Consider the following 25,099-nt stretch of genomic DNA (forward strand, 5'->3'; position numbering starts at 1 on the left):
CTAGACGGAACTGTAGGGTTTGGCGAAACGTCAGGGTATTACGAACCTGAATGGTGGGATAAAGACGCTCTATCAATGTTAAGAGATGATGTATTTGAGTCCTTTACGGATTGGGGTTCATGTGACGGCAAGGCGTGGCCTGAAAACAATTGCCCTAAATTACTAAAATTCAGCGTTAGACATGCAATGGCTTACGCTGAGAGCAACTTTAAAAAGAAGGATGCGGCATGAGTGAAGATAATAAAGCGTGCATTTTATTGGCAAGTGGAATGGTGTCGCTAATGCATATTTTGAGGCATCCAAGTGTCTTGTTAAGTTGGTAGGGTAAGAACAATCATGGAAATCAAAATAGAAACCAAAGTATCTCCTGACCGCATTGAGATTGAAGAAAAACATGACGGATTTGCTTTGCAGGAGTCAGGCTTGGCTAAACAGGAGCGAAAGGAAGTCATTGACTTGAAAGACAAGGCAGTTACTAACGCGCTGGTGGCTTTGGGCTGGACTTCACCAGAAAGTAGCGGGCATATTAAGTTTTCACCAAGAACTGAAGGGCTGTTGTCTAACTTGGAGGGAGAGCCTTCTAATTCACTCCGATTCTACGATCTTAGAGCTGAGTTGGCTTATAAGCTTATCTTTGGCGATGAAGAGGCGATTGATTGGGCGAGTGTTAATAGGCAGTCTCTTTCAAAGATTCTCATTATGAATGAGCTTGGTCAATGGCAGGTGCCGGAGGGCGTATGTTCGTCATTCTTTGTCTTACTTGATTTGTACAAGGTAAAAGAGCAGCTAAGGGACGATCTTGATAAGGCCCTATCTACCTACGGCGACAACTGGTACGACGGGTTTGTAGATGCAAGGGACATGCAACGTAAGAATTCATGCTTCTGTGTAGAAGATTGTTCCGATGATGAAATACGTGAAATGTCAGAGCACGCAGAAGAAGAGTACCTATCCAAAATTAGCGCGTCAGGAGGTGAGCAATGTGAACACCACTATCACTTTTCTAATGAGGCGCAGCAATGAGAATTTTAACGTTAATTCAAGGTAAAGAAGAGTCGCCACGCTGTCACATTCAGTACGGCAGCGAGCAGGAGTTGATAGAGCTTGCATTGGCTGGATTGGCTGCAATGCCGACACTGAATATTGTCATAGGCTGTAAAGATGACAAGGAAATGAGTCGGTACGCATCCATGCTTACCAATGGTAATGCAGAGATAAAGAGGCGACTTACCAGCAAAAACGCCCTCACCTTAACCGCGAATAAAGGCAATCAATCAATAAAGTTAATTCTGCTGCGTGAGAATCAAAGGGAAATGTTGGCAGGCTATGACTGTGAGTATCTCTGGTTTATGGGAATGTACGACACTTTCTCTTCGGAGGCTTTCTGTGTAATGCAGGGGAGTTTACGGGGGATTAATAACGCTATTATAACCTTTGGCTACATGACCAAGGCTGATCGTATTGTAGCTACGGATGCTGCAAGCTGGAGGCTTGTGACGAAGGCTTATCAAGTATTAAAGTGACAATTAGTTTACTATTTGTAAACCAACTCAAAAGGCTCTATACTGTTTACAAATAGTAAACTTTTAGAGCCAAAATGCACGTAATATCTAAAGCCCCATTCGAAACTGCCAAGCGCCTTTATCCTAATTGCGCTAAAGCTTTAGACGCCACATTTAAAGCGCTCAAGCAGACGCAAGCTAGGACGCCAGAAGAGCTAAAAGCTATCTTTCCTACCCTTGATAACTTTAAGTACGTAGATAAGTGGTACGTGATAGACATTGGCGGCAATGACTTAAGGCTCATTGCATTCATAGAATTCACTGGTGGCAAGTGTTTCATTAAGAACATTGTTAGCCACTCTGAATACGACAAGATTACAGACCAGTACCGCAAGAAAGGTCGGAGGTAATTATGCAAGTACAAGAGCTAAGAGCAGTATCGGAGCAAATTGAGAGTGTAATGCCGTGGGTTAACGGTATTACCACCAATGAGCAATACGAAGAGCTTGTTAATTTAATGGGTGAGCTGGTGGAGGATTACGATTCTAACAAGACTCTAATCAACCTACTTTTTCCAGTGATAGAACGCTATGAAGATGAGGCGGAGCGCTTCAGGGTGTTTAACGAGGCGATAGAAAGCACTGACGCAGGCATAGCCATGCTTAATGTCATTATCGACCAGTATGGCCTTAAGCTTCACGAATTCCCAGAGATAGGCGGCAAATCTTACCTATCTCAAATTCTTAACGGAAAAAAATCAATGACACTCGATCACATAAAGGCGTTATCAGCTAGGTTTGGTATCCCGCCTTACATGTTCTTATAGGAGTAAATTAAAATGAGCAACAAGATTAGCATTAATGGCACAACTCACATTACATCTGGCCGCAGCATTACGGTAAGTAACGGAAAGGTCATCATAGATGGCAAAGATGTGACGCCAGAAACAAAGGAAATATCAATACTCATTGAAGGTGATGTTGAGTCTCTCCAAGCAGACGCTTGCGACGTGATTGATGTAAAGGGAAACGTTGGAAAGATAATCACTCAATCTGGAGATGTTAGATGTGGTGAAGTTGGGCGCTCTGTCACTACTATGTCTGGAGATGTTTTTTGCGGTGGCGTGTCTGGGGGTGTTACTACTATGTCTGGGGACATAAGTCATAACTAATTACTTCAGCCGCTAAAAGGAATGTGGCCATGAAAGAAATATCACTAGAAAAAGTAGTAAGTACCATTCGTGAGTTAATGGATGAAGCCACCAGCTTCAATGACTTCAAATATAACTCTATGGAAGAGGCTATAACTCAACTCGCCAAAGAAAAGCACGAGAATATCAATGAATTTGAGGTGCTAACTCAAGAGATGATAGACCAACAAAGAGAAGACTATGACGGTTATCTTGATGGGGCTAAGGTTGGCGATCTTGTTTGGGGCGATAGTGAGATGTGGGTTTCTCAGTTGGTGGTAGAGGGATGGGTGCAAGAATCTAACGAGGCTCTTAACAACAGTGACGATATAGTTCAGATAGCGGAGTATATTGAAAACGTTCTTATCGTTGAGGTTCTTTCAGGGAGTAATGAGGGCGTAAATTGCGATGAAGCATAATCACGAACAAGGCAAAGTTGCGATAACTAAAAGTACCAATGGCAAGTTCTACATAGAGATTGAGAACGCTCAAGGTGACGCGATTGCTCAAGCAGTATTAACGGCAGAAGGCTTTGCGCACGCTATAACAGGAAAGCACACCAATGCTGATATTCGCGTGTATCGAAATGCCAGTGCAACCATAGATAAGGAATGCTGCTTCTCGCCAGCGATTCAAGAAGATCGGGATCTAAACTTTTTCATCAATAAGTATGAGCGCGCGGATATTGGCAGTATTTCAGAGGAAGAGATTAACTTTTATATTGAGAGTATCGAGAATGATGTGAGAGCTAAGCTAGGTGGAAGCAAAGATCAACAAGATTGCTTAAATTACCTTAATTCAATTAGAAATCAGGTTGTAGGTCTCAAGGCTCACGCTGGAAAGCGCTAGAGCCAAAATACAACATATAGTGTCGGGCAGTTGATACCGGCATACAACATTTAGGAAACGTCATGGATAAAGATAAAGCAAGTAAACTTATAGATAGCGTATCGCCTGAAAAAATAGACAAGGCACTTAAAGCGATTTCTGGCATGTCTGAAGAAGAATTTGAGATAGCTCAGGCTAAGGTCTGGCGAGAGACGGATAAAAAAAGAGACCAAGAAGCTTTAGAAAGTGATATGCAGATAGAGCGTATTACCATTTATCTTAAAGGTGACAATAAGGCGCTACTGGTAAAGCCTAATAAATGGCTCGATCCGGAAACGTGGTCATTTAACTGCTTTGAGTCGGGGGCTATAAGCTTTTCCAGCAAGCATAATCCTAAATTTTCAATAGATAGCATTCCTGCGGCCACACCAGAGGGCGACCTTTATCGTCTAAGGATTCTATGGGAAGGCTTTTCATATTGGGTTGACCTAATAGACGAAGAGCAAGCGAAAGACTTGTCTAAGTTCTTGGATATCCCAATTGAAAGTGCAATTTAACTATTGGTTAAAAATAGCTAGCGAAGAAGTTTGCACTTTTTTGTCTCACTAGGTAAGTTGGGATTTCCTCTTTAGGTGATAGATAAAAGCATACAGTTTTCTCCTTCCTGTATTCGCTTTTATGGCTTACATGAAAGAGGGTACAAAAGCCATCATGCCCGATGGCTTTGTAAGTGGTTTTGCTTACCTCAGAAAGAAGTCAAGCAGTTGGATTAATATTACAGTTAGGTTCAGTATTAAGATTAATACTTCCGTTTCCATTAGTTTTTCCTCTTTAGGTTAGCATCTTAAAGACCTTGGCAATTACAGAGTTGTCGAGGAAAAGCCATCGTGCAGGATGGCTTTTTGTAATGCTTACCCCTTAAAGAAAGTAAACAGCTGTACAGCGATTATTGCTATATTTAGAAATATCACGATTAAGTCTGGTTCTAATTGCATGTAGGTTTTTTCCTTTTGGTATGCAGTTTAAAAGACCTTGGCAATCTTGTTGTCGGGGTCTTTTTTTGTCTCTTCACTCCCTCAACTCAAACAAAGAACAATTGCTTTCACTCTCATGTAGGGGTAGCATGTCACCATAGTTAAAAATCATCACCCTCAAGGTATCCATGACAATTGGTGAAAAAATAAGAGCTGTACGAGATGCTGAAGGCATAGGAAGAGCGGAATTTAGTAAAGCGCTTAATATTCCTAAAGATACCTTGGTGTCAGTAGAGAAAGGTCAGGTGAAAAAGCCTAACTTTGAAATGGTAAGCTCTATTTGCCTTCTTTATCCTCAATACACTCACTTTTTAATTGGCTTACCTATTGGCAAGAAGGTTACGCAAGTAATTCCTAAGAAGTCAGACTAGAGCCAGTTCCTCATAATTTAATTTTCAGTGAAAATCAGCATGAGAATACAGTTTAGAAAAAGAATAAGGCTACTTCCCTTCTTGTGGCTTAACTTTGGCAAGAAAGGGTTATCGAGTGTCACGATAGGCCGTCGCGGTCTTTCTCTCACTATCCAGAAAAACGCTGGATTTTTAACGTTGGGGGCTACAGGTTCAGGTCTTAGCGTTCGAAATCAGCTGTGGGGTAAGAGAACAGAGAAAAAAGACGCTATCCCCGAAACTAATATTGACTAGGTATTTTTCTGTTTGGCTAATTTGTCTTTAGCCCTCTAGTTATCATAGACGGAAGTATTTAAATTATGTGCGACAAAGAAAGATTAATAGACGCCAAAATTAAGCGGAGAAATGACACTCATGCATCACTAGCTGAGCAAATGATGATTGAGGCTGGTGGCTCTTTATCTGATTTGAATAAAGAGAATTCAGAAGAAGAATCAAAAGCCGGTGGAGATAAAGAGCTTCCCATTTGCTGGGCGTGCAATGGTACGGGGTGCGTTGAAGGTCTTTTTTCTAAAACAGAGTGTTTTAACTGCGAAGGTACGGGGTTAGAGCTATCCAATCCAGTAAAAGTCATTAAGCAGCAAAGGGAGTGGTTGGCATGGTCAAAGAGGGAAATCATTCGCTTGCGCAGGCTAAACGCCAAGCTAGACACGAGAACCAAAGAGCAGAAAGAGGCGGACGCTGTAGGCGAGTTCTACAGTGGAGCGAAATTAAACAAGCATGATTAAGGGTGAATGATGTCAGAAATCGAATACAACGTAGTGTCTGGGGCAGAGGTTAAGGCCGATGTTTATGGTGGTGAAAACTGTAATGAACACTCCCGTTACATTGAAACTTGGTGTGAAGGGGATATGGACACCGACACTAGCCAAGAGATTAGCTTTGATAGCAAGCGTTGGCCTGTAGGTACAAAGTTGATTGTCCAAGTTCCTCAGTGTCCAAATCCAGATTGTCATGTAGATGCAGAGCACCAAGATGAAGACGGCAAGTGTACAGAGTGCGGTTTTGACTGGAAAAACTGGACAGAAGAGCAATACAGTTAATGCGGGTATCCAATGGCTATTTTCAACACAACACTACAATCCAAAAAGACAGGCGTTAATTACAAGGTTGGTCACTCGATAGCGCATCGAGAATCAAGCTCTAGCTCCCTTAAGAGGCAACTTAAGGCCAAAGGTAAAATAGAAAGCTTAAAAGCCGCTAGAGCGCTCGGAGTTAGCATTGATGAGTATCTGGAAATGATGGGGGCGACATGCGAATGACTAAGCCGGAGTTTGATGCGCTCATCGAGAACAACCCAAGCATCAAAATAGCCGACAATAGCGCTTCTTCTCAAGGCAAGCCTTCAGGTATGGATTGGGAAGCAATAAGGTCAACCGAGACCGCCGCTCAAGGCACGTCAAAGCGTATAGGCAAGCTAAAAAAACGCACCCGCAATGCAAAGAGCACCAAGCCTTATGTAAGCCCTCATGCGAGACGACTAGCCTACTTAGCAAGGAACCCAAGCAAAATAAAGGGCAATCAAGAGCATTATGAGCAAGTAAGATTGTTTGATGATATGGAGCGTCACTATCCAGACATCTATGAAATGATGGCCGCTATTCCAAATGGTGGCATACGTGACGACAAGACAGCGGGTGTTATGCGAGCAGAAGGCCAAAAGAAAGGTTATCCAGACGTCACGCTTGATGTTTCTCGCGGCGCTTATTGCAGCCTAAAAATCGAAATGAAGTCACCTACAGGCCGCGCAAGCGAAGAACAGAAAGGTTATCACGACAAGCTAAGGCGTCACGGTAATTGCGTGGTTGTATGCTATGGCTATGAGGCAGCGCGAAAAGCATTGCTTGAATACTGGAGCCTGAAAGATGATGGTGAAATGACAGCTGAGGTCTACAAACATGCTGTATAAGGTCATTCTCACCTCGCCAACAATTCAGGAAATGATACTAGAAACAAATAGCTTCTCTAAGGCGCGTAGAGCGTATCTAACGACACTCAATGATAAATCCCTAGAGTACACTCACGAGTTCGTGTTTATGGCCTGTTCAGGCGAGATAATTAATCAAAATAGCTTAACTGATCAGCTTTCCCCTTCTAAAGTTCGTTCCTACTGAGATTTAGTGATCAGTTTTGAAACTTACTGTATTATCCACTTAAGAAATACTTCGATATAGGATAATAATGTAAGTGGCAAAAACAGACTGGAACGCACTTTGCGACACGTTCCTAAAACAAGCTGACCAGTCCGCCAAAGCCCGTAACTCCTACGCTGAGCGGTGCGGAGTGAACTCTAATTCCTTTCGAAGAGAGCTAGCCAAGCACAAGAAAAGCCTTGAAGAAAAAGGTAATTCAAGTAATCCCAACAAGTCTGATCAGAGAAAAAGGACTGATCAGACTCCAAGAAGTGATCAGAAACTCGCCCTAAAAAACAAAAAAAATAAAACCCTTAAAAATCAATCAAATAAGTCGAAAGGTAGGGGCGAAGGGTCTGATCACACAAAAACTGATCAGGGCAAGCCGTCGACGCGCGGGCGCGCGCACGTAGCAAAAAATGATCCCAATCTGATCCGAGATAACGGCACTCGATGTTTCAAGAAGGGCAATGCGGCCAGCTTGATTCATGGTGGATACGCAGAAAAGTTTTTCTTACATGATGACCATGAAAATTGGGCAAAGACTTCCTTAGCCGATATTCACGCTCTGGCAAAAAGTAAATACATGTTAATGGAGTCCATAAGAACGGATTTGATAAGGCAAACGCAACTCGATTACGAGCAAGGGCGAACGCACATCAAAGAAGTATTTGAAGAAGGCGAGCTTCAAAAAGTTCCAATGACATTCCAAGAGGCCATCTTTGCCGCAATGATGGCAGGCCATAAAGAACAAACTAAATTACTGTCTGACATTGCCAAGGTTGAACAAACTCAACAGGCGCTCAGGGTGCAGACGCACGGAATGAGCAAGTTAAGTCGTGATGAGCAGATAGAAATCGTAGCCGATGTATTAACCAGCTATGCAGAAAAGGAAGTCACGGCCATAGAAGCAGGCCTTCTACTGGCGAAAGATGGCATTGAGCCACCAAGTACGCTCAAGCTCCTCATTGATAAAGAAGTAGAGGCATTAGACGAAAGTAATGATGGCGAGGGCGGCATTAGCGAGGAAGAGCTAAAAGCGCTTAAAGCGAAGTCGGCCGAGTTTGCTCAATCAGAAGAAGCCAAGATAAACAGAAATCGTGAAATGTTAGCCCAGCTATTAAGCGAGGAAGCTGATGGCTAAAAAAACAAGGAAAAACCAACCTCTAGATGCACACCCTAAGTATAAAAACCTTCAAATAGCACTTGCGGCTGACTGGGTTCTTGCGGCTGAAGTGCTTTTTGGTGTCACCACCCTTTCTTCTCAGCAAATAGAGCTATTAAGAGAGGCGCAAAAAGAGGCGTGTCGCGTGTCGGTGTCGTCTGGTCATGGTACGGGTAAATCATACCTACAAGGTTTGATTATCATCTTGTTCATGATCTTTCATCCAAATTCTCAATGCGTAGTGTTATCGAACACGGTTAAGCAAACCCGTCGGGGTGTATGGAAAAACTTAGGCATTCATTACAAAAAGTTAAGAAAGCATGCACCATGGATAGCAAAGCACTTTACCCTTACTGATACGATGTTCTATGCCAAGAGCAATAAGCAGGGATGGAACTGCGAGGCAAAAGCTATTCAGCAAGGAAACTACGAAAACCTAGCGGGTGAGCATAACGATCACTTTCTTTGTATTGTTGATGAAGCGTCGGGCGTTCCAGATGACGCCTTTGGGGTATTGCTGGGGGCGTTGTCGCAAGACGATAACCGAATGATTTTGATTTCTCAGCCTACCCGCCATGCTGGGTTCTTCTATCGAACGCATCACGAACTCAAGATTAAAAAAGGCAATCCGCGCGTACTTGGGTTGCTATTACGATGTCGTCCGTGGATTCTCCACATGTGACCGCTCAGTTTATTAAAGATCGTGCCATAGAGTACGGCGGCGTCAATTCTGTTCACTTTGGTATTAAGGTTCTAGGTCGGTTCCCAGACAAAATCAACGGTTTCCTTTTGGGTCGTAATGAGGTGGAAAGCTGCGTAGACCGAATAATAGAGTTTGATGATCGCGAATGGGGCTGGATGGCTTGTTGTGATGTTGGTGATGGGCGTGACCGCTCGGTGATCAGTATATTCAAAGTCCAAGGTGAAGTCGGCCGAAATCGCAAAGTGCAACAAGTTAAGACTATTGAGATGCCTTCTGATGTTATAGGCCATGTGTTCGTAAACAAAATTATAGAGGAATGCATAGACAGTAAGCTATATCCGAACATCACGGTCGTAATAGATGGTCACGGCAACGGTAAAACACTGGCTAACTTACTGCAAGAGAAGCGGCCTAACGTCGACGTCAAGGCGCTTAAATGGGGCGGAAGGCCATTCCTTGAGTATGAAAAGGAAATGTATTACAACTTGCGCGCCAAGGCTCACATGCTTGTAAGGGATGCGATTAGAGCTGGTCGCTTGGCTATTTCACGGGGGCTGCATACAGAGAAGACTATTGAGCAAGGCTCTAAGTTGCCTTACACCATGAATGATTTAGGCCAGTACCTCATGATGAAAAAAGAGGTAATGCGTAGTAAAGAAAACATTCCATCACCAGATATTTTCGATACGTACTGCTTTGCTCAGTTGATGGATTACACACCCGCAAATGACGGATATTACGATTATGATGATGTTAGTGATGTATTTGATGAGTGGGATGACTGGGACGACACTGCGGCTTAATTTTCTAGTCGATTTTCAGTGAAAATCAAAAGAAAAAGCCACCAGAATTAAAAGCTGGTGGCTTTGCTGTTAATGAAGATTTATTTCCAATTTTTACGTTTTTTCTTCTTGCTCTCTACGGTCGCGCCGTGGTCGTAATTGACGCGCTCTTTTTCTCGAATCACTTCGGATTCTCGGTAAAGATTGGCCGTTAGCGTTCCACTGTAAGGAATGGCTTCTAATCGGTCGTAAAGCCCTTCCCTACTCTTTCGTGATGATTGCTGTTCAGGTGTATTTACTTTAGGAACGTCACCGTTCTTATTGCAAATAAATAAACCACCAAACTTCAAACGCTCACGTATGGTCTCGCCATTGGATAGATACAAGTGTGAAATCGTATCTGGTTTGCTTGGAGATCGCAGCCTGTAGATCTCTTCCTCGTCGCTTTGAAACCATTCAAGCTCTTCTTTGTACTGGTTTAGCTGCGTTTCATTCGCTAAGGAAGTCGGTACGCGCTCAAGCAGTTCTATCCTGTCTTGTATCCGCTTGATAACATCAAGTCGGCTAGTGGTTTGGTTGCGACTAGTAACACTCTTGTTTTCAAAGACACGAACAAACTCAACATCATCCACCAGCGTAGGCTTAGGAAGTTTGCTAACTTTGTTGCCTGTAAAATCAAGTATCGCCTGAATATTCTTGTTGATATTTGCTAGGCGACGTCGTGCAAAAGTAATATCTGTAGGATCGGTTAGAACGAATAGCGCTCGTTCTTTCTGATCGTGGTCAAAGACGTTGTTATACACTTTGTTGCCTTCGAACTTTTCCATGAGCTCTTGAGTCAACGTGCGAACTTTGTCTTTAACTTCTTGTAGCTGCTTTAAATTTTCAATATTTTCCATGAGTATTACCTGTCTTCAGGATTCGTAACCCTCATAGGCCAAGGCTGCTGGTAAATGGATGAGAATGTATTCTTCAATGTTTTCCTTAACGCACTCAAAATCCCGCATTTCTAAACACATGTAGCTATGAAGCTTATTTGTCATGTCTTCGATGTGGGGTTGATACTGCTCCGCTAGCGTTGCATCTATTTCTCTGTCCGTTTTATCCGCATTCTTGGTTGTAAGGCTTACGCTAAGCACTTCCTCATAGTCGAGGGTTGCCGCATCCTTTAGCTCTATGCGTATAAATTCTACGATGCCTAAGTGGGATAACCACTCAATCACCTTGTTTTTCTGATCTCGCAACATATTTAAGCCATTGTTGCTGTGTTCAGAAGTGTCCTGCTTCTTATTCATATCGTTATTTCAATTCCCGAACATTTATACCTGCTAACTTTCGTTTTTATAAAAAAGGTGCAATTTAAACTGCCACGCCAATTGATTTTAACATGAAAATTTAGCAAATGTTACATTCCCTCAAAATTCAAGTACACTATGATGACTATGTATGCAAAATAATTTTAGTTATGAGTAAAAACGAGAATAAAAAGGAAGAGATCCACAATACGTATGGAACCGTTCGCCGTCTTTCTAAATTGACTCAACAACAAATGGCTGACGAGTTTGGATGCACGCGAGACCTTGTTTCTAAATGGGAGACGGAAGCCCGTAACCCCTCGCCTGCGGCGGTTTTTTCCGTTCACGCTTTGCATTATTTGATTGAAACTGGGCAGCTTAAGAGCTTTAAAGATCACCGTCACAAAATTGAAAGGATGATTTCTAATGGTTTGACGACTAACCAGATAGAAATGCTCATTGAGATGTCAAATAAGTCGTAGTCGTTTGATTAACTGGTGATAATTTGATCTAATTCCGTCTATGGTTTTAGCAACAGTGGACGGCTAAAAATGGGCAGGCGTAGTTATGGCAGAACGGGGCAGTTCGCCAAGCAAATGAAGTTGAACGTTTGGTATTCTAATGAAGACATTTGTTTGTTCTTTCTAGAGCGTGGGCAAGAGATAACACCAGCGCAAGCGAAAGTGATTATTGATTCTATGCATCGCTCTAAATGCTACAAGACTCAAAAGAAAAGGAATCCACAAAAGGGAATGCGCGTATTGCTGAAAGCTCGCCCTCATAATGAGACTGAGACTAAGCCACCAGCCCCACTATCTACCACTGCTATAGACATAAGACAACATTTTACCCGTTTACTACTGAGTTCTGACTGGGGAGTTATGCCAGAGCAAAAAACAATTGAGTTAGAAAAGACTAGCCCACTCATTGAAGAGATTTCACAAGCTAGTCAAGAGTCTAGGCCTATCGAGTATCAAGGATCGCTTTGTGCTTTAGTAGCTTGCAGAAATTGCGCCCCTTCGCGTGTTAAAATCGTACTTGAGACGGTTGGCGAGCATCTTCTAGGTGACATGTCTAAAGAGATTTATTCCTTACATTTATCATAGACTGAACTATTAATATTTTTAAAAGCGGTCAGGTTTTGTTATAAAAAGCTGACCGCTTTTTTATTGAGGTAAGAAAATGCAAAAAGTATCAGCAACTATTAAAGACTTTCAGGCATTGGCTAAGGCTGGCCTCATCGGTGAGCTGGTGGCCTTTGAAATCAATGAGCCTGATGTTTTCCATATGGTAGGCATTAGCAACAAGCTAGCGACTGCATTCATATTGCATGATGGAGAGTTAAGCAAAGAACGTGCTTGGTCTGGTTCTAGAAATCTATTTGATGTTGCTAAAAAGATTGGATGCCGCGCCCTGACAATTAAGGCATTTGAGAAGCAAGAGCCAGCGCAACAAGAGCCGGAGCAGCAAATTACCCTATCAAGCGGGAAAGTTATCAATTTTCAGTGAAAATTAACCGCCGCCAGCTGGTGGCCTAACCAAAGTGACCAATCTATGAGACAAGAATATTTAAACGCAATCTTTTCGATTGTTGAAAAGCGAGGCTTTATAACCAAAGCCGACCTGATTAGAAATCTAAACATCTCTAACTCTTGCGCGTCTAAGTACCTCACCACACTAACGCGAATTAGGGTGTTATCCATTGAGCGAAATGCGAAAAGCTACAGCTATTTTTTGATTGATGGGGCAAGCACGAAGAAGGCCGTTTGTCCTTGCTGCAAAGAAGAAAAGCTAATTCACCGCATTAAGCACGCTGGCGGCTGTCTTGATTGCAATGGCGAGTCGAGCAAGAAGAAAGACAGCGGATTCGCGCCGCCAATCAGTTGTTTACCACTGACCTAACCCCCAAGTTTAGCGGACATTATACAAGCTGGCCGGAGGTCATGCTGGTGGCTATTAACCGAAAAATTAACCGCCTTCAGATGAGTATTTAGCATGGTTACGACACTAAACAAGAGTAATACCGAGCTTGACGAAAAAAACCGATGGGCGACAACGTGGGAATGTTTTCTAGATGCGCTTCGCCTGTATGGTCGTCCTTTTGAGCTTGATGTGTGCGCCGAACCAGCGACAGCCAAAGTAAAGCGCTTTATCGTGAGTCCTGAATGGTTTGATGACAATCGCGGTTATCCTATCATCTACGGACGTTCCAACCGCAAGCGTAACGCTCTTCGCATCGTGGGCATTGATGCGCTTTGCAGTGATTGGGGTAATCATTTTTGGTGCAATCCGCCCTTTGACTTGAAATTAGAGTTTCTAGCGCGCTACAGGAGCCAGCTAAAGAAAAAATACAGCGGCATGATGCTTTTGCCTTATGAGCCTCTAACGGCTTGGTGGGCTGAGCATGTCGCCCCGTATGCTGAATGTGTCTATGAGCCTGTCGGCCGTTATAATTTTTATGAGGTGGATGGCGTAACACCTAAAGCGGGTGCTAATTTTGGCTCTGTACTTGTTAAGTTCTCTCCTGAAGGCAATAACGGCAGTGTCATTGTGCCTCGCATCCCCTTTGACCGCTTCCGTTTGAGTAAAAAGAGAGACGAACGCGCCAATCAAATCATCCAGCTTCGCGGCTTGCTCATGAAACCCAAGGTGGATTTATGGCTAGACTAACCAAAGAGCAAAAGCAGCAAGAAAGATTTGAAAAAGCAATCAACGCTCAAAGAGCCATGAAGCAAAGAGCGCGAGACAAGCAATTAGCCAAGATGAATAACCCTGATTGGCAGGCCGAGCAAAGGCAAAAACAGCAAGAAAGGACAGCGCGCGCCCAAGCTAAGGCCAGAAGCCAGAGGCTCGCGCCAAACGTGACGCTAAGGCGAAGGAGAGAATCAAAGGCCAAAGTCTAAAGGCGCTTGTGAAAAGTGGCTCGTCGAGAAAAAAAGAAGGCTCTGGGTTTGGTCAATCAGCCTCTAAAATATCCTCTAGGGGGCTAAAAGGGCGCGCCCCGACCGCAGAAGAAAAGCGCATAGCGGATAAGCTTGGCGCTCTGCCCTGCATTTGCTGCTCTGTTTTGAAAGATAAAGCTTGATTACTGCCAGCTTAGAGAATGATAGCCAATTTAATAACGTCTCTTTGCATCACATTGACGGCAGAACAAAACCAAAAGCGCATTTTAAACAGCTTCCTTTGTGTGCCTATCACCATGATGTGCCGATTTCTAAAGAGTTACAGGCTCACCCTGAATATAAATACCTCGTTCCTATCCATGCTAAAGGGAGTTGGGGCGGCAAGGCGGCTTTTAATGCCTTGTTTCATTCAGAAATGGCATTACTTGAGCTTTGTTATGAACTAATCGGTGAACATGATTTTTTTATTAGCCACTTATCATAGACTGAGATATTTAATTCATTTTACATGCTTTGTAATTTAACCATGAGAATAGTTGTTTCCAGAAGATGAGTAACCAACCAAACCAGCAAGGCGACTACCAGCAGCATAGAAGGGCTGTCATGAAAGAGTGTGAAGCAAGGGGCTTTGTCCCCTTCTTGCGCGGCATGGCTGAAACATTCGGTAAGCCTTCAAACGTTGCGCTTTTTGACGAAAACGGCCAGCTCATTACCAGTCTTCACCCTATCAGTGAGTCAGGAACCATGATCAAGGCAAAAACATTAACAGAGAGTTCAGAGTAATGAGTGGTGATGAAAACATAGTTAGCTTTAATGGTGCGCGCTCTAGTGTTCAAGTCGAAGAGACAAACTACGAACAGAAGCGCCGTTGCGCGCATCGTAATTTAACTCTTTTAGAAGCAAGGCGCATGGTTTGTTGTAATGACTGTGGATTAACGGTCGACGGATTCGACTGGTTAATGATGTACCACAAAGGAGAGATAACACTAAGAAACAATTCAAAGCACTTGCAGCAGGAGAGAGAGCACCTCTTTAAACAGGTGGAAGAACTCAAGAGAGAAAGAAAAAATCTTAAGGCGGCAATCAGGAGGAACAAGGCCAATGCGAGCAAATTATAAAGCCCTGAACTCTCAACTTGTTTGTTGTCAGATAGGTCGAGCCTCTATCGAGCCGACATTATTGGATCACCTTTCTTTTGATTATTTACCTAACCTAGAAGGATTAGAACACAATGAAACCATTCATTATCGCCCTGCTGGTGGCCTCAAGTGCTGCAAGTGCAAGTCTAGAAGAAAAGGCAAAGGAGACCGCCAAAAAAGCAAACCAAACCCTTAACGGCAAGGAAGAGCAGCTTCTCAAGCAACAACAAGAAGTTGACCAGTTTCAAGCCGCCATTGATGATCTGTTTTTATCGGTTAGCAAAGACAAGAAGCCCGATTTTCAGTGAAAATTAACACCACCAGCGCGATTGAATATGAAAGAGAAGTTTGAAAACTGGCGACCCTCAAAAGAGAGTCAGCACCTTGTGGAAATAATTGAGAGCGTTCTTGATCAATACGCACGCGAAGGTTACGTGCTTTCGCTGCGTCAGCTCTATTATCAGTTTGTTGCGCGCGACCTTATCCCGAATACTGAGCGTAGTTACGCCAACTTAGGAAATATTGTCGGCCGTGCGAGAGCGTCAGGAGAAGTAGACTGGGGATTGATAGAAGACCGTGGCCGTCAGCGTAAAGCAAATGTGCATTGGACATCACCACTTAATGGCATTGAGTCGCTTATCTCCAGTTATCAGATCGACAAGTGGGAGCATCAAGATTATTACCTTGAAGTGTGGGTAGAGAAAGAAGCGCTATCCGATGTCGTCGGCCAAGTGTGCCGCCCTCTCGATGTAGCCTTTTTTGCGTGCCGAGGATACAACTCGCAATCGGAAATGTATCAAGCGGGTAAACGTCTGCAGTATCAATCCAGCTTAGGTAAAAAACCGATAGTGCTACATCTTGGCGATCATGACCCTTCCGGCATCGATATGACGGCGGATAACGAAAACCGTTTGTCTATGTTTGCCAGAGAACCGATTGAGGTGAAAAGACTGGCCTTAAACATGGATCAGATTGAGCGTTACAACCCGCCGCCAAACCCGACCAAATTAACCGATAGCAGATCAAAGCGGTACGTCGAACAGTTTGGGGCGTATTCTTGGGAGCTGGATGCCCTAGAGCCTGCCGTGCTTTCTGAGTTGATAGAGGATAACGTTAAGCGCTATCGAGATGACCACGTTTGGCAGAAGGCTTTAGAGCGCGAAATCGAGCACAAGGAAAAGCTTAAGCGGCTTGTTGGGTTTCTTTAGCTTATATCAAATACAGTGTATGCTTGATTTTAGCAGGGTGTTTTTGGAGGTTTGAGTTGTGAGCAAGGAAAAATTAAAAGACTACGACCCTAGCAAATACTTGGAAACTCCAGAAGATATTGCCGATTTTATGCAAGATGCTTTTGAGTCCAATGACCAAAAGCTAATGGCTAGCGCGATCAGTGTCGCGACTAAGGCAAGGGAAGCACACGACATAGAGAGGACAAATTGAGCCCCGAAGGGCTCAAGTCTTAACTTTCCCAAGGCTGAACAAATACAGACTGTTGGATCTCTCGTGTTCTTTCAGAAATGAACTCTAAAGCCTTCCACCAATAGACACCTAAAATTTGCTCAATGTTGTGCATAACTTCATTGAAAAAGCTAACTTGGGTAATGTCCGAAGAGTTGAAAAACTCGCTCAATAGCTCGTCTGAACACGTAGAAACGTAGTCCGTAAAATCATAGATAACGACTCTCAAAAGCACTTTCTTTGTAGCTTCATCAAGCTCTGGTAAGGGTTCTTTCATGGGGTAACTGTCCTAGTAAGTTAATTAAAACTCACCACAACAAGTTCCTAATTCGCTGGTGGTGAGCTGACCCGAAGTTAGGAACTATCGCATACTAGGAAACGACCAACCTTTCGGTTGCCTCAGATCAGCCCACCATAATTTGATGTGCGGATTTTTCGCAATAAAAAACCAGCAAGAAGCTGGCGACATGCGCCTAGTAAGTTACGGAGTTCCTAATTCCGACACTGGATTTTGCCAGTGCTTGATTATCAAATCATAAAAGAAATCAGGACTCAACAACTTTATAAAGGCGCATATGCGCTATGTGGTGAGATATTACCCCAAAAGCGAAAAGCCATCTAGGTGTGAAAGAAACAATTTAAAAATCAACCCCTTTAACGACGGTACAAAGAAGAAATCCAGTTATCATAGACTGGCAAAATTAGCGTTGGTTTTCTGGTTCTTTCTCAAAGTACAATTTTTGAATTCGGCAAACTTGAGAAGGACTATAGCCGGTGGCGTCGGCCGTTTCTTTAATAGATAGGCCTTTTTCTCTTCGGTAGTACAACACCTTTTGATGTCTCTCGATGTCGGCTTGTTTGCCTTTGTACTTACCTAGAGAGTGCGCGCGCTCTATGCCCTGCTTTTGTCTTTCTCTTCTGCTTGTCCAATCTTTCCTTGAGATGGCCGCGAGAATATCTATCAGCATATTATTGATGGCCGTCAGCATGGCTCTTGTTACTGCATCGTTTTCAGATAGGCTTTGCCTGATAGTACTTCCCACGAAGTCGGCACATCTAAACTAACGATTTTTAGGCCGCGCTCGTCAATCTGACGTTTCAAGGTTGCCCAGTCTTCATTGCTAAGGCGCGTCAAACGGTCGATTTGCTCCACCAGCAAGATGTCGTCTTTGTGACTATCTAGCAGCAAGCGGCCTAGTTCTGGTCGTGCTAACTGCGTGCCGCTTTCGTTCTCTGTATAGTAACTGGCTATTCGATGGCCGCGCTCTTTCACAAAGTCATCGAGCATCCCTCGTGCTCGTCCTGCAAATTGATCGTCTGTTGAAGCTCTTAAATAGCTCTGATGAACATTATCGCCCTTTCCTATCGCATATAGGTTATTGCTTTTAGTCTATCGCATTAAGGTTATAGCATTGGTTTAATGCGTATTTGTAGTAACTATAGCGTAAGAGTGTACCCTTGCGCGACAGGCAAATTTGCTTAATTCGAGACAATTGACGGGAACTTGTGTTTTTTGCTTGCAGTGATAATCAACCATGCCATATAAAAGAGGGTGCGTATCGAGTGTTATTGTTTAAATTATCCGTTGAATAATTGAGCGGTTTATCATTTCGCTGGTGGCAGTTGGCGCAATAAGTGGCAAATTTTTAAGACAAATCGAAAAATAAAGACTTCAGCTCACATGCTGAGGCATTCATCAAGGAAATGCACCGAAACTAGGCCACTTTCTTGCGTGCCAAGTGTTTATAGTCAATTATTTTGCACTTCACCGACAACGCTTTAAATAAGTAGCTAAAATATATCGTCTTTTTCTATTCAGAACGGCATCTATTTTTACTGTCCGTTTGAGGCTTATGCTTTATAAGTCGATGGGGGGATTATATTGCTGAGCGTATTTGATGGAATTTTATGCGAACCATCCCTTTATTGAGTAGGTGAAAAAATAACTAAAGAGTGGTTAACTAAGTACGAAATAACAATAATGTAAATAAGAGCGCCGTAGCCTTTAGAAATGTTTGACCTAGCACGTCATTTCTCTAAAAATACGCGACAATATCTCTAAGGTTGCGCTTTGAATAACACAAAATAATAAACCATGCGCTTGAGGAAATTTCTAGGTGCGTGAGTTGGCTAGTGCAGCTAAAAAAAAGTCCTCAGCTGATTTCTGAGGACTCCATTTACCATGAATAGAAAAAAGGAGGGCGTCATAGACAGGTAGACTATTATTTAATTTAAACGAACACACGCATAAATTAAAAAGCCCTCATAACCGTCCTGCTTGGGGGCTTTTTTTTACCTGTAAACAGGCGAGCCCCTTCTCGTGTTTACCATTGTCTCTTTTTCTCAGGCTTTTATCCAACCTTCTTTACTCGTAAGTGAGCAATTAATCACTTATCTTTAAGTATAGAGCTGTCAATAAAATTCAACCGTTTAAATAGTTTTCCTTTTTAGCAAAAACAGTGATAAATATCACTTTACAATCATTTTAAGTGTGGCATTATCTCACCACACCAAGAAGGCCACCATATCGGCAGGCCATAGCTGGAGACCAGCACTATGAGTGACTACTCACCACCCTAATCGGGCGATGCTTCTTATTTCGTTAGCCGTTGCTCGATAGTATCGAGACTTACGCAGCTTCCATAAGCAGAGACGATCGTCCAACCGCCTTTAATTCTAGAATGCCTTTATCACGGATATTAAGGGCGGCGTTTAAGTCGCGATCTATATCCGTAGTGCCGCAAGACGGGCAATCCCATTTGCGAACTGATAAGGGCATTTCTTCCATTTTATGACCGCAACAATGACAAGTTTTAGAGCTTGCATACCACTGGTCGAGCTTCACTAGGTGTTTACCTTGCCCTTTCAGTTTGTACTCCAACTTAACAACAAAGCTATGCCATGAGGCATCTGCTATGTGTTTCGCTAGTTTGCGGTTTTTCATCATATTTGCTGATTTCAATGTCTCAACTATCACTGCTTGGTTTTCGTCAACGAGAGTTCGAGAGAGTTTGTGTTGAAAATCAGCGCGAGCATTCGCTACCTTTTCATGGCATTTAGCCACAAGCATTCGAGCTTTCGCACGATTGGCACTGCCTTTTACCTTGCGTGATAGCTGACGCTGTTTACGCCTGAGGTTCTTCTCAGCACGTTTTACAAATCTTGGGTTGGCGGTTTTTCTGCCATTGGATTCAATCGCAAAGTGAGACAAGCCTAGATCGATACCTGTTACCTTGCTCACCGTATGAATCAGGCTAGGCGCTTCTAGCTCATCATCAACAAGGATGGATGCGTAAAACTTGCCTGTTTTGCTCAGGCTTACAGTAATGCTCTTAACCTTGCCTGTAATTTCTCGGTGAATGTTCGCCTTAACAGGTTTCATTTTCGGAAGCTTAATCGAACCATCAAGAACATTTACGCCTACACAGTGGTAGCTAGATTGCTTGCCGTGCCTACGCTTAAATTGTGGGTACTTGGCTTTCAACTTCGGATTAAAGAAGTTATCGAATGCTTGGTGTAGGTTGATTACCGATTGTTGTAAAGCGATTGAATCATATTGCTTCAACCAGTGGTATTTGCGTGATTTTTTGGCAACAGCAAGTAATGGTTTTATGTCCTTTTTAGGGTTCAGTGTTACACCATGCTTGCGGTACATGTGAGACTTCAAATGCAAAGCTTTGTTATACGCAAAGCGCACAGCACCAAACTGAGCTATTAGAAACTCAGTTTGATCTTGTGTTGGATAAATGCGTACTTTTGTTGCTCTTAACATTTTCAGTGCTCATGTGTATAATGCCCGTATTCTATTGCTTGAATCGAGGTTTGTAAAGTGAGTGTGTTTGATAATGGTCAGCTTAATGGCTATCTCAAGAAAAGGCATAGTGTTAGTAAATTGGTAGTGCATTTAGTGTTTACAACGAAATATAGACGCAAGTTGTTTACTGGAATTATGATCGAACAATTAAGGGAGGCTTTTGAATCGGCTTGTGCAAAACTTGAGTGTGAATTGATAGAGATGGATGGCGAGCAAGATCACGTTCATTTACTGATAGCATACCCACCAAAGTTGTCAGTGAGCGTAATGGTTAACAACCTTAAATCCATTTCATCGAGAATGTTGCGATTGCAGAATACACACCTAACAAGGCAAAGTAAAAGTTCGGCTTTATGGTCACGTTCTTACTTTGCTTGTACGGCAGGAGGTGCAACAATCGAAACATTAAAGGCTTATGTAGAAAGCCAGACTACACCAGATTAAGCCGCTTTGCGTCTTACGCCTTATATCCCCGCCCGATTGGACGAGGGTTTACGACGAAATTGCTAAAGACTTTAAAGGTAAGTATTATCGGTAGGTCAATATAAGATTAACATAAAAAAACAACGTCTAGAGAGGGTGTAGTGTTTTGTTCAGAAACCCAGTTAGAGACTCTTTTTAAGCTTTACAGCCAGCGAGAGCTTACCGAAAAAATGAGAGAGGCCATTCGCTATCATAATAATGGCGGGTGGAGCGGGGCAAGCTCAGCGGCCAGAGCAGGCGTAAGTGAGAATGCGCTAAGACGTGCTATTGGCAGGCTCAGAGCGGCGCACAATACGATTTTACAAGGCTATGGGAATTACACTGTTCGAGATAGTTAAAAGCCGTCAGGAAATGGCGGCAAAAACGGGCAGCTTTTTAGTTGAGTTGCTGATATAGTGATATTTCACTACTATTTTTTAATCTAAGTAAGGTCTGGCTTCAGCCTTGACCGTGATGGGGAATTCCATGAGTATTAAAACAGTTCGCCGTACTAATGTAACGGCTATCAAAAAAATTCTATCTAAATCTCTTATCATTGTGCGCTTTGAATCTGGTGCTCACCACGTTTCATCGCAAGATGAGTTTCTAGAGGCGCTAGGCTACAAAACCGCAGAACTCACCACGAGAGAGAACGCCAAAGGCGTTTATCAGCTCACCATGCGCATTGGTACGGGTTATTCCTTTCATGCCTACCTTGATTTAGACAAAGCTAAAGAGAAGCTCCCTGAAAGCCTTTTTTTAGGCGGTAAGTTTAAGCATAAGGTGATTGATGTTCTTATTACAGAATCGAGCATTGATGCTTTTGAGGAAGGCGACGAGCTAACCATTTCTCGCTTTGAAAGCCTTTGTTACCAGCAAGTAATGAGCAACTTTAACCAAGCCGCTGAAGTGTGTGTGCTGGTCAATTTCGCCAACGGCCATGAACAACCTTTTTATCTTAAACTGTCGATGTTTGGTGATGATAGTTGCCTTGGCTTGGCTGATCGAATTGATAAAGACATCTCAGACCTTGATTGTGATGACGCTTTTGAAGAGTACGAAAGCGAGAATGATTTAGATACCTACTTTTTTCTTAAGCACTTTAAAGAGCAATACAGTCTGGAGCACGCTTGATGCAAACCTTTATCTCATTAGAAGACATCGCAAAAATCATTGATGATCCAGAAGTGCCGCAAGCGTTCTTGTTGCCGTATCGGTCAACTGACAATCGAAAGGCAGTAGTATGGCGCGCGCCAACTGGGACAGACTTGCGAAAGATTGTCGAAAATACAGGTAAAAGCTGGTCTGAGCTGGCGTTAGCGTGTGGGCTTAATACGGGTAATCTTAAAAAATGGATGAAGTATACAGGCGAGAAGCAAAATAATGTCCACCCCATCCCCTACCTTGCGTTTAAAGAAATTTGCTTGATAGCGCTAAAAAAGATAAGTGATTCGTAGAACCTTTGCTTTTTTAAAGGTATTGGTTTCTAATGCAGTCCTAGCCAATTGACGTTAGTTACCTTTTGATACTTTAACAGCTCGCCCCTAGTTCCCTGCTAGGGGTTCTTTTTTATCATAGATTGAACATTTTTATCTCACTATAAATACTATAGCCATTCTTTCAAGTTGGAATGGTCAATGAATCGTACGCTCTGCACCTTATCAATTTTAAACAACAAAGTTCATTTCATATTGGGACGATACCTAAACGGAAGGCTCTACATTAAAGAGTCCTTTGAAGTTCGTGATGAGGTGAGCGATAGCGGCGTAGTTGCATCAAGAAGTGACAAGATTAAATCTTTACTTTCTGACCAGTCCAGCAAAGGGGTGGCAGTATATGTAGATGAAGCCGTACCCAAGTTTTCTGAAAACTACGACCATTCCCCGCTAATTTTCAGTGAAAATTCAGTTATCAACGACGCTCTGAGAAGCTACTTTGATTTAGAGTCAAGCCAAAGCATAGTCTGGGGTGAAGGCGCAAGAGTTATCAATGCAACATCCATAGCGCAATCAACGATTGACGATAAAGGCAAGGCGTCATTCTCTATTAATGCTCCTGAGTTAAGCGCCAGCGTTTGCGCAATGCTGCTTATGTGTTACCACGCCACCAATTGCGACCTTACCGATATTTCCTACCTTAAAAAACTGAGAGTCTTGCGAGAGCAAAGCCGGAGCCAGAGCGCGACTTTTCGCAGTAGGAGGCGCAGGAAGTGGTAGATCCTAGACTGTCTGACTTGTCCATTGATGACCATATCTGGAGGGGAAAGCTGTATCGCCTCATCAGGGAGTACATTAAAAAGGGCGAAAACGTCATTAAGTACGAAGTCAAAGAAGACGAGCAAACCCGCCCTGATTTACTGGCTTATCGTGCTTATGGTCATGCTGGCTTGCGCTGGGTGGCGGTGCTGGCGTCTAACAATGATGATGAGTTCTCCCCGTTACCTGTTGGCTATCGTCTGGTACTTCCGCCCGTTCAAGTGATCCGCACCTTTATCCGTGAAGTAAAGGAAGAGTATGCCTCGTCCCAAGTTTAACCTAGAGCGCAAAGATAACGGACTTCCCAAGACGGCGGGGCTTAGCCCTACGCAATGGCTGCGAGCGTTCAATATCATCCAAAAGGAAGATGCTACGCGCCGTAGGAGCGCGAGGAATGCCATTCCTCGAAACTTTGCGACGTTAACCAACAAGCAGCTAGCGGAACTAGGCAGACGAAACGGCGGATTAGGCGGCGCGTTTACGCGCGACGACCTGATAGATATGAAGCGCCAATCTGACCGGATAAAAAAAGAGTTCGGCTCCGGCAATGCGGGTATTCATATTCATCAGATTGTATCGAGTTCCCGCGCTATCGACATTAAGCGCGCTAACAATCAGGTCAATGATGGATCGGGCATTACCACGGCGAACATGGTCAAGATTAAAAACAACTTGTTTATTTGGTCGGTGGATGCGTCAGAGAAGAACGGAGCCGATCACCATCAGGTAAAAATTCGGTTCGAAGGTTGGGACGAGGCGCTAAATCAACTCACCGACAACCGTAGAGAAAACATGCGCCTTGTTAAATCAGTTATCAAGGGGCGGATCTCTTTCGATTGCTCTTGCGGTCGCCATCAATACTGGTATCGGTACAAAGCAACGGCGGGTAACTATTGCGTTGCTCCGCCTAAAGAATTTAGCCCACCAATGCAAACCAATGCCACGCTTACAGGTGTTGCCTGTAAGCACGTTTTGCTGGTGGTAAAGAAAATTAGTTCTCCCACCTTTGCTAATAGGCTGCTTGTTGAGATGGAAAGGCAAGCTAAGAGGATTGGTTTTGCTGACGATCGTAAAAACGCCAAGGTGTTTGATGAGCAAGAAATCAAGAATCAGCGCAAAGGGCGCAAAGGTAAGATTGATTATGAAAAGTTCCGCAAAGAGCACGAGCGTTACCTAAACGCGCAACGAGCTATCAAGCAGAAGAAAAAAGATGAAGCCAGCAAGGCAGAGCGCCAAGATCTGAGAAAGGCTAGGGCAGCGCTAACCAGAAAAGGCAAGGCGCTGGAGCAAGAGCGACAAAGAAATCGCGATCTCATCAAGCTGGTTCACGCTGGCAATGTTGCCACCTTTAGGGGGCAAATCTCAGACAAGGCCATTATTAAGAAAACGGCGGAGTCAGTCAGTAATGCGATAGGTAAGCCAATTAAACCCGCACAAGTAGAGAAAATTATTCATGGTAAATAGCACGCCAAAAAAGAACCGTTTTCAGTCCCATTCGCCGCTAAACAACATGGTGAGCGAAGACTGGAAAGCCTCTATTTTGCTCGATCCTGATAACTGGGATGCTCAGCTTTATATCCCTATCCCACAAACAGAGGCCAGCGACGAGTCTGATTTTAGAGATTTGGATACGAACCAGAAAGTGATCGAGTACGCCGACCCTATCCCTGTTAAATGTGCAGACATCAACGAGCCGACACAACGGATTATGGAGAACTCTGGCGAGTATCTACTAAGTAACGGTGAAAGCGTGCTCACCGTGCGGATAGGCCATGACCCTGTACCAGATGGATCAAGCATTAGCTGGTTAGAGGATAAGGGGAACGGCAAAACAACAGAGGTCACTTGGTACGTGCAGCAGTCGCGTGGTATTGGGGTGCAAAGCTCGATGAAAGTATATGACCTCATTTTATCGCTTGACTCTGACCAAGAACTTGATGCGCCGGATGAGCTGGTAACCAGTTCGGTGATCACTAATGAAGAAATTGACGCACTGACAGATCCGACGCTTTTCGAATAAGGTGAGAA

Annotated in this window: 44 protein-coding genes; 38 read left to right on the plus strand and 6 right to left on the minus strand. The window is 43.5% G+C overall.

Translation table 11 applies throughout. The features are described 5' to 3' along the window. The first annotated feature begins 336 nt into the window (after nucleotides 1-336). The 18 genes from BLO31_RS08930 to BLO31_RS23090 all read left to right on the plus strand — a co-directional run bounded on the left by BLO31_RS08930 (nucleotide 337) and on the right by BLO31_RS23090 (nucleotide 9,766). Nucleotides 337-1,023, plus strand: a complete 687-nt coding sequence (locus BLO31_RS08930) for a hypothetical protein (RefSeq protein WP_070964838.1) — start codon at nucleotides 337-339, stop codon at nucleotides 1,021-1,023. Next, nucleotides 1,020-1,523, plus strand: coding sequence for a hypothetical protein (locus BLO31_RS08935; protein ID WP_070964842.1), 504 nt, complete (start codon nucleotides 1,020-1,022; stop codon nucleotides 1,521-1,523). The genes BLO31_RS08930 and BLO31_RS08935 overlap by 4 nt, the downstream gene beginning before the upstream one ends. 74 nt (nucleotides 1,524-1,597) lie before the next feature. Beyond that, on the plus strand, nucleotides 1,598-1,912 hold the full coding sequence (locus tag BLO31_RS08940) for a type II toxin-antitoxin system HigB family toxin (RefSeq protein ID WP_070964847.1): 315 nt from the start codon (nucleotides 1,598-1,600) through the stop codon (nucleotides 1,910-1,912). A 2-nt stretch (nucleotides 1,913-1,914) separates the two neighbouring features. After that, on the plus strand, nucleotides 1,915-2,328 hold the full coding sequence (locus BLO31_RS08945) for a helix-turn-helix domain-containing protein (RefSeq protein ID WP_070964852.1): 414 nt from the start codon (nucleotides 1,915-1,917) through the stop codon (nucleotides 2,326-2,328). Nucleotides 2,329-2,340: 12 nt separating this feature from the next. Continuing rightward, nucleotides 2,341-2,673 (plus strand): hypothetical protein, encoded by a 333-nt coding sequence (locus BLO31_RS08950; protein ID WP_084659725.1) that lies wholly within the window; start codon nucleotides 2,341-2,343, stop codon nucleotides 2,671-2,673. Between the two features lie 29 nt (nucleotides 2,674-2,702). Further along, nucleotides 2,703-3,110, plus strand: coding sequence for a hypothetical protein (locus BLO31_RS08955; protein ID WP_070964858.1), 408 nt, complete (start codon nucleotides 2,703-2,705; stop codon nucleotides 3,108-3,110). Further along, a complete protein-coding gene (locus BLO31_RS08960; protein ID WP_070964863.1) occupies nucleotides 3,100-3,540 on the plus strand; it encodes a hypothetical protein in 441 nt (146 codons plus the stop codon). Before BLO31_RS08955 ends, BLO31_RS08960 begins: the two co-directional genes overlap by 11 nt. A gap of 62 nt (nucleotides 3,541-3,602) precedes the next feature. Continuing rightward, nucleotides 3,603-4,076, plus strand: coding sequence for a hypothetical protein (locus BLO31_RS08965; RefSeq protein WP_070964867.1), 474 nt, complete (start codon nucleotides 3,603-3,605; stop codon nucleotides 4,074-4,076). Nucleotides 4,077-4,681: 605 nt separating this feature from the next. Continuing rightward, nucleotides 4,682-4,924: a helix-turn-helix domain-containing protein gene (locus tag BLO31_RS08970; protein WP_070964871.1), complete on the plus strand. Its 243-nt coding sequence runs from the start codon at nucleotides 4,682-4,684 to the stop codon at nucleotides 4,922-4,924. A 39-nt stretch (nucleotides 4,925-4,963) separates the two neighbouring features. Further along, nucleotides 4,964-5,197: a DUF4236 domain-containing protein gene (locus tag BLO31_RS08975; protein ID WP_070964874.1), complete on the plus strand. Its 234-nt coding sequence runs from the start codon at nucleotides 4,964-4,966 to the stop codon at nucleotides 5,195-5,197. A 65-nt stretch (nucleotides 5,198-5,262) separates the two neighbouring features. Next, entirely contained in the window at nucleotides 5,263-5,691 is a 429-nt protein-coding gene (locus BLO31_RS08980; RefSeq protein WP_070964877.1) for a hypothetical protein, read from the plus strand. Between the two features lie 6 nt (nucleotides 5,692-5,697). Continuing rightward, nucleotides 5,698-6,006: a hypothetical protein gene (locus BLO31_RS08985; protein ID WP_175443194.1), complete on the plus strand. Its 309-nt coding sequence runs from the start codon at nucleotides 5,698-5,700 to the stop codon at nucleotides 6,004-6,006. A gap of 12 nt (nucleotides 6,007-6,018) precedes the next feature. Continuing rightward, nucleotides 6,019-6,225: a hypothetical protein gene (locus BLO31_RS08990; RefSeq protein WP_070964884.1), complete on the plus strand. Its 207-nt coding sequence runs from the start codon at nucleotides 6,019-6,021 to the stop codon at nucleotides 6,223-6,225. Beyond that, on the plus strand, nucleotides 6,216-6,872 hold the full coding sequence (locus tag BLO31_RS08995) for a VRR-NUC domain-containing protein (RefSeq protein ID WP_139158971.1): 657 nt from the start codon (nucleotides 6,216-6,218) through the stop codon (nucleotides 6,870-6,872). The genes BLO31_RS08990 and BLO31_RS08995 overlap by 10 nt, the downstream gene beginning before the upstream one ends. Then, the gene (locus tag BLO31_RS23470; protein ID WP_139158972.1) at nucleotides 6,862-7,077 is read left to right on the plus strand and encodes a hypothetical protein; all 216 of its coding nucleotides are present in this window, start codon (nucleotides 6,862-6,864) and stop codon (nucleotides 7,075-7,077) included. Before BLO31_RS08995 ends, BLO31_RS23470 begins: the two co-directional genes overlap by 11 nt. 73 nt (nucleotides 7,078-7,150) lie before the next feature. Beyond that, a complete protein-coding gene (locus BLO31_RS09000) occupies nucleotides 7,151-8,239 on the plus strand; it encodes a hypothetical protein (RefSeq protein ID WP_070964888.1) in 1,089 nt (362 codons plus the stop codon). Further along, nucleotides 8,232-8,942, plus strand: coding sequence for a hypothetical protein (locus BLO31_RS23085; RefSeq protein ID WP_084659727.1), 711 nt, complete (start codon nucleotides 8,232-8,234; stop codon nucleotides 8,940-8,942). Before BLO31_RS09000 ends, BLO31_RS23085 begins: the two co-directional genes overlap by 8 nt. Next, nucleotides 8,924-9,766: a large terminase gene (locus tag BLO31_RS23090; protein ID WP_139158973.1), complete on the plus strand. Its 843-nt coding sequence runs from the start codon at nucleotides 8,924-8,926 to the stop codon at nucleotides 9,764-9,766. The genes BLO31_RS23085 and BLO31_RS23090 overlap by 19 nt, the downstream gene beginning before the upstream one ends. 80 nt (nucleotides 9,767-9,846) lie before the next feature. Here BLO31_RS23090 and BLO31_RS09010 read toward each other — a convergent pair whose 3' ends face one another. Next, the gene (locus tag BLO31_RS09010) at nucleotides 9,847-10,644 is read right to left on the minus strand and encodes a hypothetical protein (protein WP_070964890.1); all 798 of its coding nucleotides are present in this window, start codon (nucleotides 10,642-10,644) and stop codon (nucleotides 9,847-9,849) included. A 15-nt stretch (nucleotides 10,645-10,659) separates the two neighbouring features. Further along, nucleotides 10,660-11,040: a hypothetical protein gene (locus tag BLO31_RS09015; RefSeq protein WP_070964892.1), complete on the minus strand. Its 381-nt coding sequence runs from the start codon at nucleotides 11,038-11,040 to the stop codon at nucleotides 10,660-10,662. Nucleotides 11,041-11,210: 170 nt separating this feature from the next. Here BLO31_RS09015 and BLO31_RS09020 point away from each other — a divergent pair, with 170 nt between their 5' ends. The 12 genes from BLO31_RS09020 (at nucleotide 11,211) to BLO31_RS23795 (ending at nucleotide 16,522) form a co-directional block, all read left to right on the plus strand. After that, nucleotides 11,211-11,522: a helix-turn-helix domain-containing protein gene (locus tag BLO31_RS09020; protein ID WP_175443195.1), complete on the plus strand. Its 312-nt coding sequence runs from the start codon at nucleotides 11,211-11,213 to the stop codon at nucleotides 11,520-11,522. A gap of 69 nt (nucleotides 11,523-11,591) precedes the next feature. Then, a complete protein-coding gene (locus BLO31_RS09025; protein WP_070964899.1) occupies nucleotides 11,592-12,146 on the plus strand; it encodes a hypothetical protein in 555 nt (184 codons plus the stop codon). 76 nt (nucleotides 12,147-12,222) lie between these two features. Further along, nucleotides 12,223-12,549 carry a hypothetical protein gene (locus BLO31_RS09030; protein WP_070964903.1) on the plus strand — a complete coding sequence of 109 codons (327 nt, stop codon included), beginning with the start codon at nucleotides 12,223-12,225 and terminating at the stop codon, nucleotides 12,547-12,549. A gap of 45 nt (nucleotides 12,550-12,594) precedes the next feature. Further along, a complete protein-coding gene (locus BLO31_RS09035) occupies nucleotides 12,595-12,942 on the plus strand; it encodes a helix-turn-helix domain-containing protein (protein ID WP_070964907.1) in 348 nt (115 codons plus the stop codon). A 93-nt stretch (nucleotides 12,943-13,035) separates the two neighbouring features. Continuing rightward, entirely contained in the window at nucleotides 13,036-13,710 is a 675-nt protein-coding gene (locus BLO31_RS09040; protein WP_070964911.1) for a DNA N-6-adenine-methyltransferase, read from the plus strand. Then, a complete protein-coding gene (locus BLO31_RS09045; RefSeq protein WP_070964915.1) occupies nucleotides 13,698-13,943 on the plus strand; it encodes a hypothetical protein in 246 nt (81 codons plus the stop codon). Before BLO31_RS09040 ends, BLO31_RS09045 begins: the two co-directional genes overlap by 13 nt. Nucleotides 13,944-14,121: 178 nt before the next feature. Next, nucleotides 14,122-14,427, plus strand: coding sequence for a Ref family recombination enhancement nuclease (locus tag BLO31_RS24040; protein ID WP_217495113.1), 306 nt, complete (start codon nucleotides 14,122-14,124; stop codon nucleotides 14,425-14,427). 65 nt (nucleotides 14,428-14,492) lie between these two features. Then, nucleotides 14,493-14,726, plus strand: a complete 234-nt coding sequence (locus BLO31_RS09055) for a hypothetical protein (RefSeq protein ID WP_070964918.1) — start codon at nucleotides 14,493-14,495, stop codon at nucleotides 14,724-14,726. After that, nucleotides 14,726-15,061: a hypothetical protein gene (locus tag BLO31_RS09060; protein ID WP_070964921.1), complete on the plus strand. Its 336-nt coding sequence runs from the start codon at nucleotides 14,726-14,728 to the stop codon at nucleotides 15,059-15,061. The genes BLO31_RS09055 and BLO31_RS09060 overlap by 1 nt, the downstream gene beginning before the upstream one ends. Nucleotides 15,062-15,174: 113 nt before the next feature. Next, nucleotides 15,175-15,390, plus strand: a complete 216-nt coding sequence (locus BLO31_RS09065; RefSeq protein ID WP_070964924.1) for a hypothetical protein — start codon at nucleotides 15,175-15,177, stop codon at nucleotides 15,388-15,390. A gap of 27 nt (nucleotides 15,391-15,417) precedes the next feature. Then, nucleotides 15,418-16,290: a hypothetical protein gene (locus BLO31_RS09070; protein ID WP_070964927.1), complete on the plus strand. Its 873-nt coding sequence runs from the start codon at nucleotides 15,418-15,420 to the stop codon at nucleotides 16,288-16,290. A gap of 58 nt (nucleotides 16,291-16,348) precedes the next feature. Then, entirely contained in the window at nucleotides 16,349-16,522 is a 174-nt protein-coding gene (locus tag BLO31_RS23795) for a helix-turn-helix domain-containing transcriptional regulator (protein ID WP_175443196.1), read from the plus strand. A 19-nt stretch (nucleotides 16,523-16,541) separates the two neighbouring features. On the opposite strand, the gene BLO31_RS09075 is transcribed toward BLO31_RS23795, so the two are convergent. From BLO31_RS09075 to BLO31_RS24390, 4 genes are all read right to left on the minus strand, one after another. Continuing rightward, on the minus strand, nucleotides 16,542-16,817 hold the full coding sequence (locus BLO31_RS09075) for a hypothetical protein (RefSeq protein ID WP_070964930.1): 276 nt from the start codon (nucleotides 16,815-16,817) through the stop codon (nucleotides 16,542-16,544). 424 nt (nucleotides 16,818-17,241) lie between these two features. Continuing rightward, nucleotides 17,242-17,583: a helix-turn-helix domain-containing protein gene (locus BLO31_RS25155; RefSeq protein ID WP_245688446.1), complete on the minus strand. Its 342-nt coding sequence runs from the start codon at nucleotides 17,581-17,583 to the stop codon at nucleotides 17,242-17,244. Further along, entirely contained in the window at nucleotides 17,538-17,828 is a 291-nt protein-coding gene (locus BLO31_RS25160) for a recombinase family protein (RefSeq protein ID WP_245688447.1), read from the minus strand. Before BLO31_RS25160 ends, BLO31_RS25155 begins: the two co-directional genes overlap by 46 nt. A gap of 1,341 nt (nucleotides 17,829-19,169) precedes the next feature. After that, on the minus strand, nucleotides 19,170-20,312 hold the full coding sequence (locus BLO31_RS24390) for an RNA-guided endonuclease TnpB family protein (protein ID WP_070964934.1): 1,143 nt from the start codon (nucleotides 20,310-20,312) through the stop codon (nucleotides 19,170-19,172). 63 nt (nucleotides 20,313-20,375) lie between these two features. Here BLO31_RS24390 and tnpA point away from each other — a divergent pair, with 63 nt between their 5' ends. From tnpA to BLO31_RS09125, 8 genes are all read left to right on the plus strand, one after another. Next, nucleotides 20,376-20,798, plus strand: coding sequence for an IS200/IS605 family transposase (gene tnpA / locus BLO31_RS09090; RefSeq protein ID WP_425425277.1), 423 nt, complete (start codon nucleotides 20,376-20,378; stop codon nucleotides 20,796-20,798). A 140-nt stretch (nucleotides 20,799-20,938) separates the two neighbouring features. Continuing rightward, nucleotides 20,939-21,175, plus strand: a complete 237-nt coding sequence (locus BLO31_RS09095) for a hypothetical protein (protein WP_070964939.1) — start codon at nucleotides 20,939-20,941, stop codon at nucleotides 21,173-21,175. Between the two features lie 127 nt (nucleotides 21,176-21,302). Continuing rightward, a complete protein-coding gene (locus tag BLO31_RS09100; RefSeq protein ID WP_070964944.1) occupies nucleotides 21,303-21,950 on the plus strand; it encodes a hypothetical protein in 648 nt (215 codons plus the stop codon). Continuing rightward, complete coding sequence (locus BLO31_RS09105) at nucleotides 21,950-22,273, plus strand: hypothetical protein (RefSeq protein ID WP_070964946.1); 324 nt, start codon at nucleotides 21,950-21,952, stop codon at nucleotides 22,271-22,273. Before BLO31_RS09100 ends, BLO31_RS09105 begins: the two co-directional genes overlap by 1 nt. 180 nt (nucleotides 22,274-22,453) lie before the next feature. Beyond that, nucleotides 22,454-23,032: a hypothetical protein gene (locus BLO31_RS09110; RefSeq protein WP_070964950.1), complete on the plus strand. Its 579-nt coding sequence runs from the start codon at nucleotides 22,454-22,456 to the stop codon at nucleotides 23,030-23,032. Continuing rightward, nucleotides 23,026-23,349: a tail protein X gene (locus BLO31_RS09115; protein ID WP_084659731.1), complete on the plus strand. Its 324-nt coding sequence runs from the start codon at nucleotides 23,026-23,028 to the stop codon at nucleotides 23,347-23,349. Before BLO31_RS09110 ends, BLO31_RS09115 begins: the two co-directional genes overlap by 7 nt. Then, nucleotides 23,330-24,535, plus strand: coding sequence for a hypothetical protein (locus tag BLO31_RS09120; RefSeq protein ID WP_070964953.1), 1,206 nt, complete (start codon nucleotides 23,330-23,332; stop codon nucleotides 24,533-24,535). Before BLO31_RS09115 ends, BLO31_RS09120 begins: the two co-directional genes overlap by 20 nt. After that, a complete protein-coding gene (locus BLO31_RS09125; RefSeq protein WP_070964957.1) occupies nucleotides 24,525-25,091 on the plus strand; it encodes a hypothetical protein in 567 nt (188 codons plus the stop codon). Before BLO31_RS09120 ends, BLO31_RS09125 begins: the two co-directional genes overlap by 11 nt. Nucleotides 25,092-25,099 lie beyond the last annotated feature (8 nt).

The organism is Vibrio sonorensis, from assembly GCF_001854765.1.
GTDB classification, from domain to species: domain Bacteria; phylum Pseudomonadota; class Gammaproteobacteria; order Enterobacterales; family Vibrionaceae; genus Vibrio; species Vibrio sonorensis.

Coding starts and splice junctions, on each gene's coding strand:
- BLO31_RS08930 (WP_070964838.1), top strand. CDS start 337: ATGGAAATCAAAATAGAAACCAAAGTATCTCCTGACCGCATTGAGATT.
- BLO31_RS08935 (WP_070964842.1), top strand. CDS start 1,020: ATGAGAATTTTAACGTTAATTCAAGGTAAAGAAGAGTCGCCACGCTGT.
- BLO31_RS08940 (WP_070964847.1), top strand. CDS start 1,598: ATGCACGTAATATCTAAAGCCCCATTCGAAACTGCCAAGCGCCTTTAT.
- BLO31_RS08945 (WP_070964852.1), top strand. CDS start 1,915: ATGCAAGTACAAGAGCTAAGAGCAGTATCGGAGCAAATTGAGAGTGTA.
- BLO31_RS08950 (WP_084659725.1), top strand. CDS start 2,341: ATGAGCAACAAGATTAGCATTAATGGCACAACTCACATTACATCTGGC.
- BLO31_RS08955 (WP_070964858.1), top strand. CDS start 2,703: ATGAAAGAAATATCACTAGAAAAAGTAGTAAGTACCATTCGTGAGTTA.
- BLO31_RS08960 (WP_070964863.1), top strand. CDS start 3,100: ATGAAGCATAATCACGAACAAGGCAAAGTTGCGATAACTAAAAGTACC.
- BLO31_RS08965 (WP_070964867.1), top strand. CDS start 3,603: ATGGATAAAGATAAAGCAAGTAAACTTATAGATAGCGTATCGCCTGAA.
- BLO31_RS08970 (WP_070964871.1), top strand. CDS start 4,682: ATGACAATTGGTGAAAAAATAAGAGCTGTACGAGATGCTGAAGGCATA.
- BLO31_RS08975 (WP_070964874.1), top strand. CDS start 4,964: ATGAGAATACAGTTTAGAAAAAGAATAAGGCTACTTCCCTTCTTGTGG.
- BLO31_RS08980 (WP_070964877.1), top strand. CDS start 5,263: ATGTGCGACAAAGAAAGATTAATAGACGCCAAAATTAAGCGGAGAAAT.
- BLO31_RS08985 (WP_175443194.1), top strand. CDS start 5,698: ATGATGTCAGAAATCGAATACAACGTAGTGTCTGGGGCAGAGGTTAAG.
- BLO31_RS08990 (WP_070964884.1), top strand. CDS start 6,019: ATGGCTATTTTCAACACAACACTACAATCCAAAAAGACAGGCGTTAAT.
- BLO31_RS08995 (WP_139158971.1), top strand. CDS start 6,216: ATGCGAATGACTAAGCCGGAGTTTGATGCGCTCATCGAGAACAACCCA.
- BLO31_RS23470 (WP_139158972.1), top strand. CDS start 6,862: ATGCTGTATAAGGTCATTCTCACCTCGCCAACAATTCAGGAAATGATA.
- BLO31_RS23085 (WP_084659727.1), top strand. CDS start 8,232: ATGGCTAAAAAAACAAGGAAAAACCAACCTCTAGATGCACACCCTAAG.
- BLO31_RS09010 (WP_070964890.1), bottom strand. CDS start 10,644: ATGGAAAATATTGAAAATTTAAAGCAGCTACAAGAAGTTAAAGACAAA.
- BLO31_RS09015 (WP_070964892.1), bottom strand. CDS start 11,040: ATGAATAAGAAGCAGGACACTTCTGAACACAGCAACAATGGCTTAAAT.
- BLO31_RS09020 (WP_175443195.1), top strand. CDS start 11,211: ATGAGTAAAAACGAGAATAAAAAGGAAGAGATCCACAATACGTATGGA.
- BLO31_RS09025 (WP_070964899.1), top strand. CDS start 11,592: ATGGGCAGGCGTAGTTATGGCAGAACGGGGCAGTTCGCCAAGCAAATG.
- BLO31_RS09030 (WP_070964903.1), top strand. CDS start 12,223: ATGCAAAAAGTATCAGCAACTATTAAAGACTTTCAGGCATTGGCTAAG.
- BLO31_RS09035 (WP_070964907.1), top strand. CDS start 12,595: ATGAGACAAGAATATTTAAACGCAATCTTTTCGATTGTTGAAAAGCGA.
- BLO31_RS09040 (WP_070964911.1), top strand. CDS start 13,036: ATGGTTACGACACTAAACAAGAGTAATACCGAGCTTGACGAAAAAAAC.
- BLO31_RS09045 (WP_070964915.1), top strand. CDS start 13,698: ATGGCTAGACTAACCAAAGAGCAAAAGCAGCAAGAAAGATTTGAAAAA.
- BLO31_RS09055 (WP_070964918.1), top strand. CDS start 14,493: ATGAGTAACCAACCAAACCAGCAAGGCGACTACCAGCAGCATAGAAGG.
- BLO31_RS09060 (WP_070964921.1), top strand. CDS start 14,726: ATGAGTGGTGATGAAAACATAGTTAGCTTTAATGGTGCGCGCTCTAGT.
- BLO31_RS09065 (WP_070964924.1), top strand. CDS start 15,175: ATGAAACCATTCATTATCGCCCTGCTGGTGGCCTCAAGTGCTGCAAGT.
- BLO31_RS09070 (WP_070964927.1), top strand. CDS start 15,418: ATGAAAGAGAAGTTTGAAAACTGGCGACCCTCAAAAGAGAGTCAGCAC.
- BLO31_RS09075 (WP_070964930.1), bottom strand. CDS start 16,817: ATGAAAGAACCCTTACCAGAGCTTGATGAAGCTACAAAGAAAGTGCTT.
- BLO31_RS25160 (WP_245688447.1), bottom strand. CDS start 17,828: ATGCTCGATGACTTTGTGAAAGAGCGCGGCCATCGAATAGCCAGTTAC.
- BLO31_RS24390 (WP_070964934.1), bottom strand. CDS start 20,312: ATGTTAAGAGCAACAAAAGTACGCATTTATCCAACACAAGATCAAACT.
- BLO31_RS09100 (WP_070964944.1), top strand. CDS start 21,303: ATGAGTATTAAAACAGTTCGCCGTACTAATGTAACGGCTATCAAAAAA.
- BLO31_RS09105 (WP_070964946.1), top strand. CDS start 21,950: ATGCAAACCTTTATCTCATTAGAAGACATCGCAAAAATCATTGATGAT.
- BLO31_RS09110 (WP_070964950.1), top strand. CDS start 22,454: ATGAATCGTACGCTCTGCACCTTATCAATTTTAAACAACAAAGTTCAT.
- BLO31_RS09120 (WP_070964953.1), top strand. CDS start 23,330: ATGCCTCGTCCCAAGTTTAACCTAGAGCGCAAAGATAACGGACTTCCC.
- BLO31_RS09125 (WP_070964957.1), top strand. CDS start 24,525: ATGGTAAATAGCACGCCAAAAAAGAACCGTTTTCAGTCCCATTCGCCG.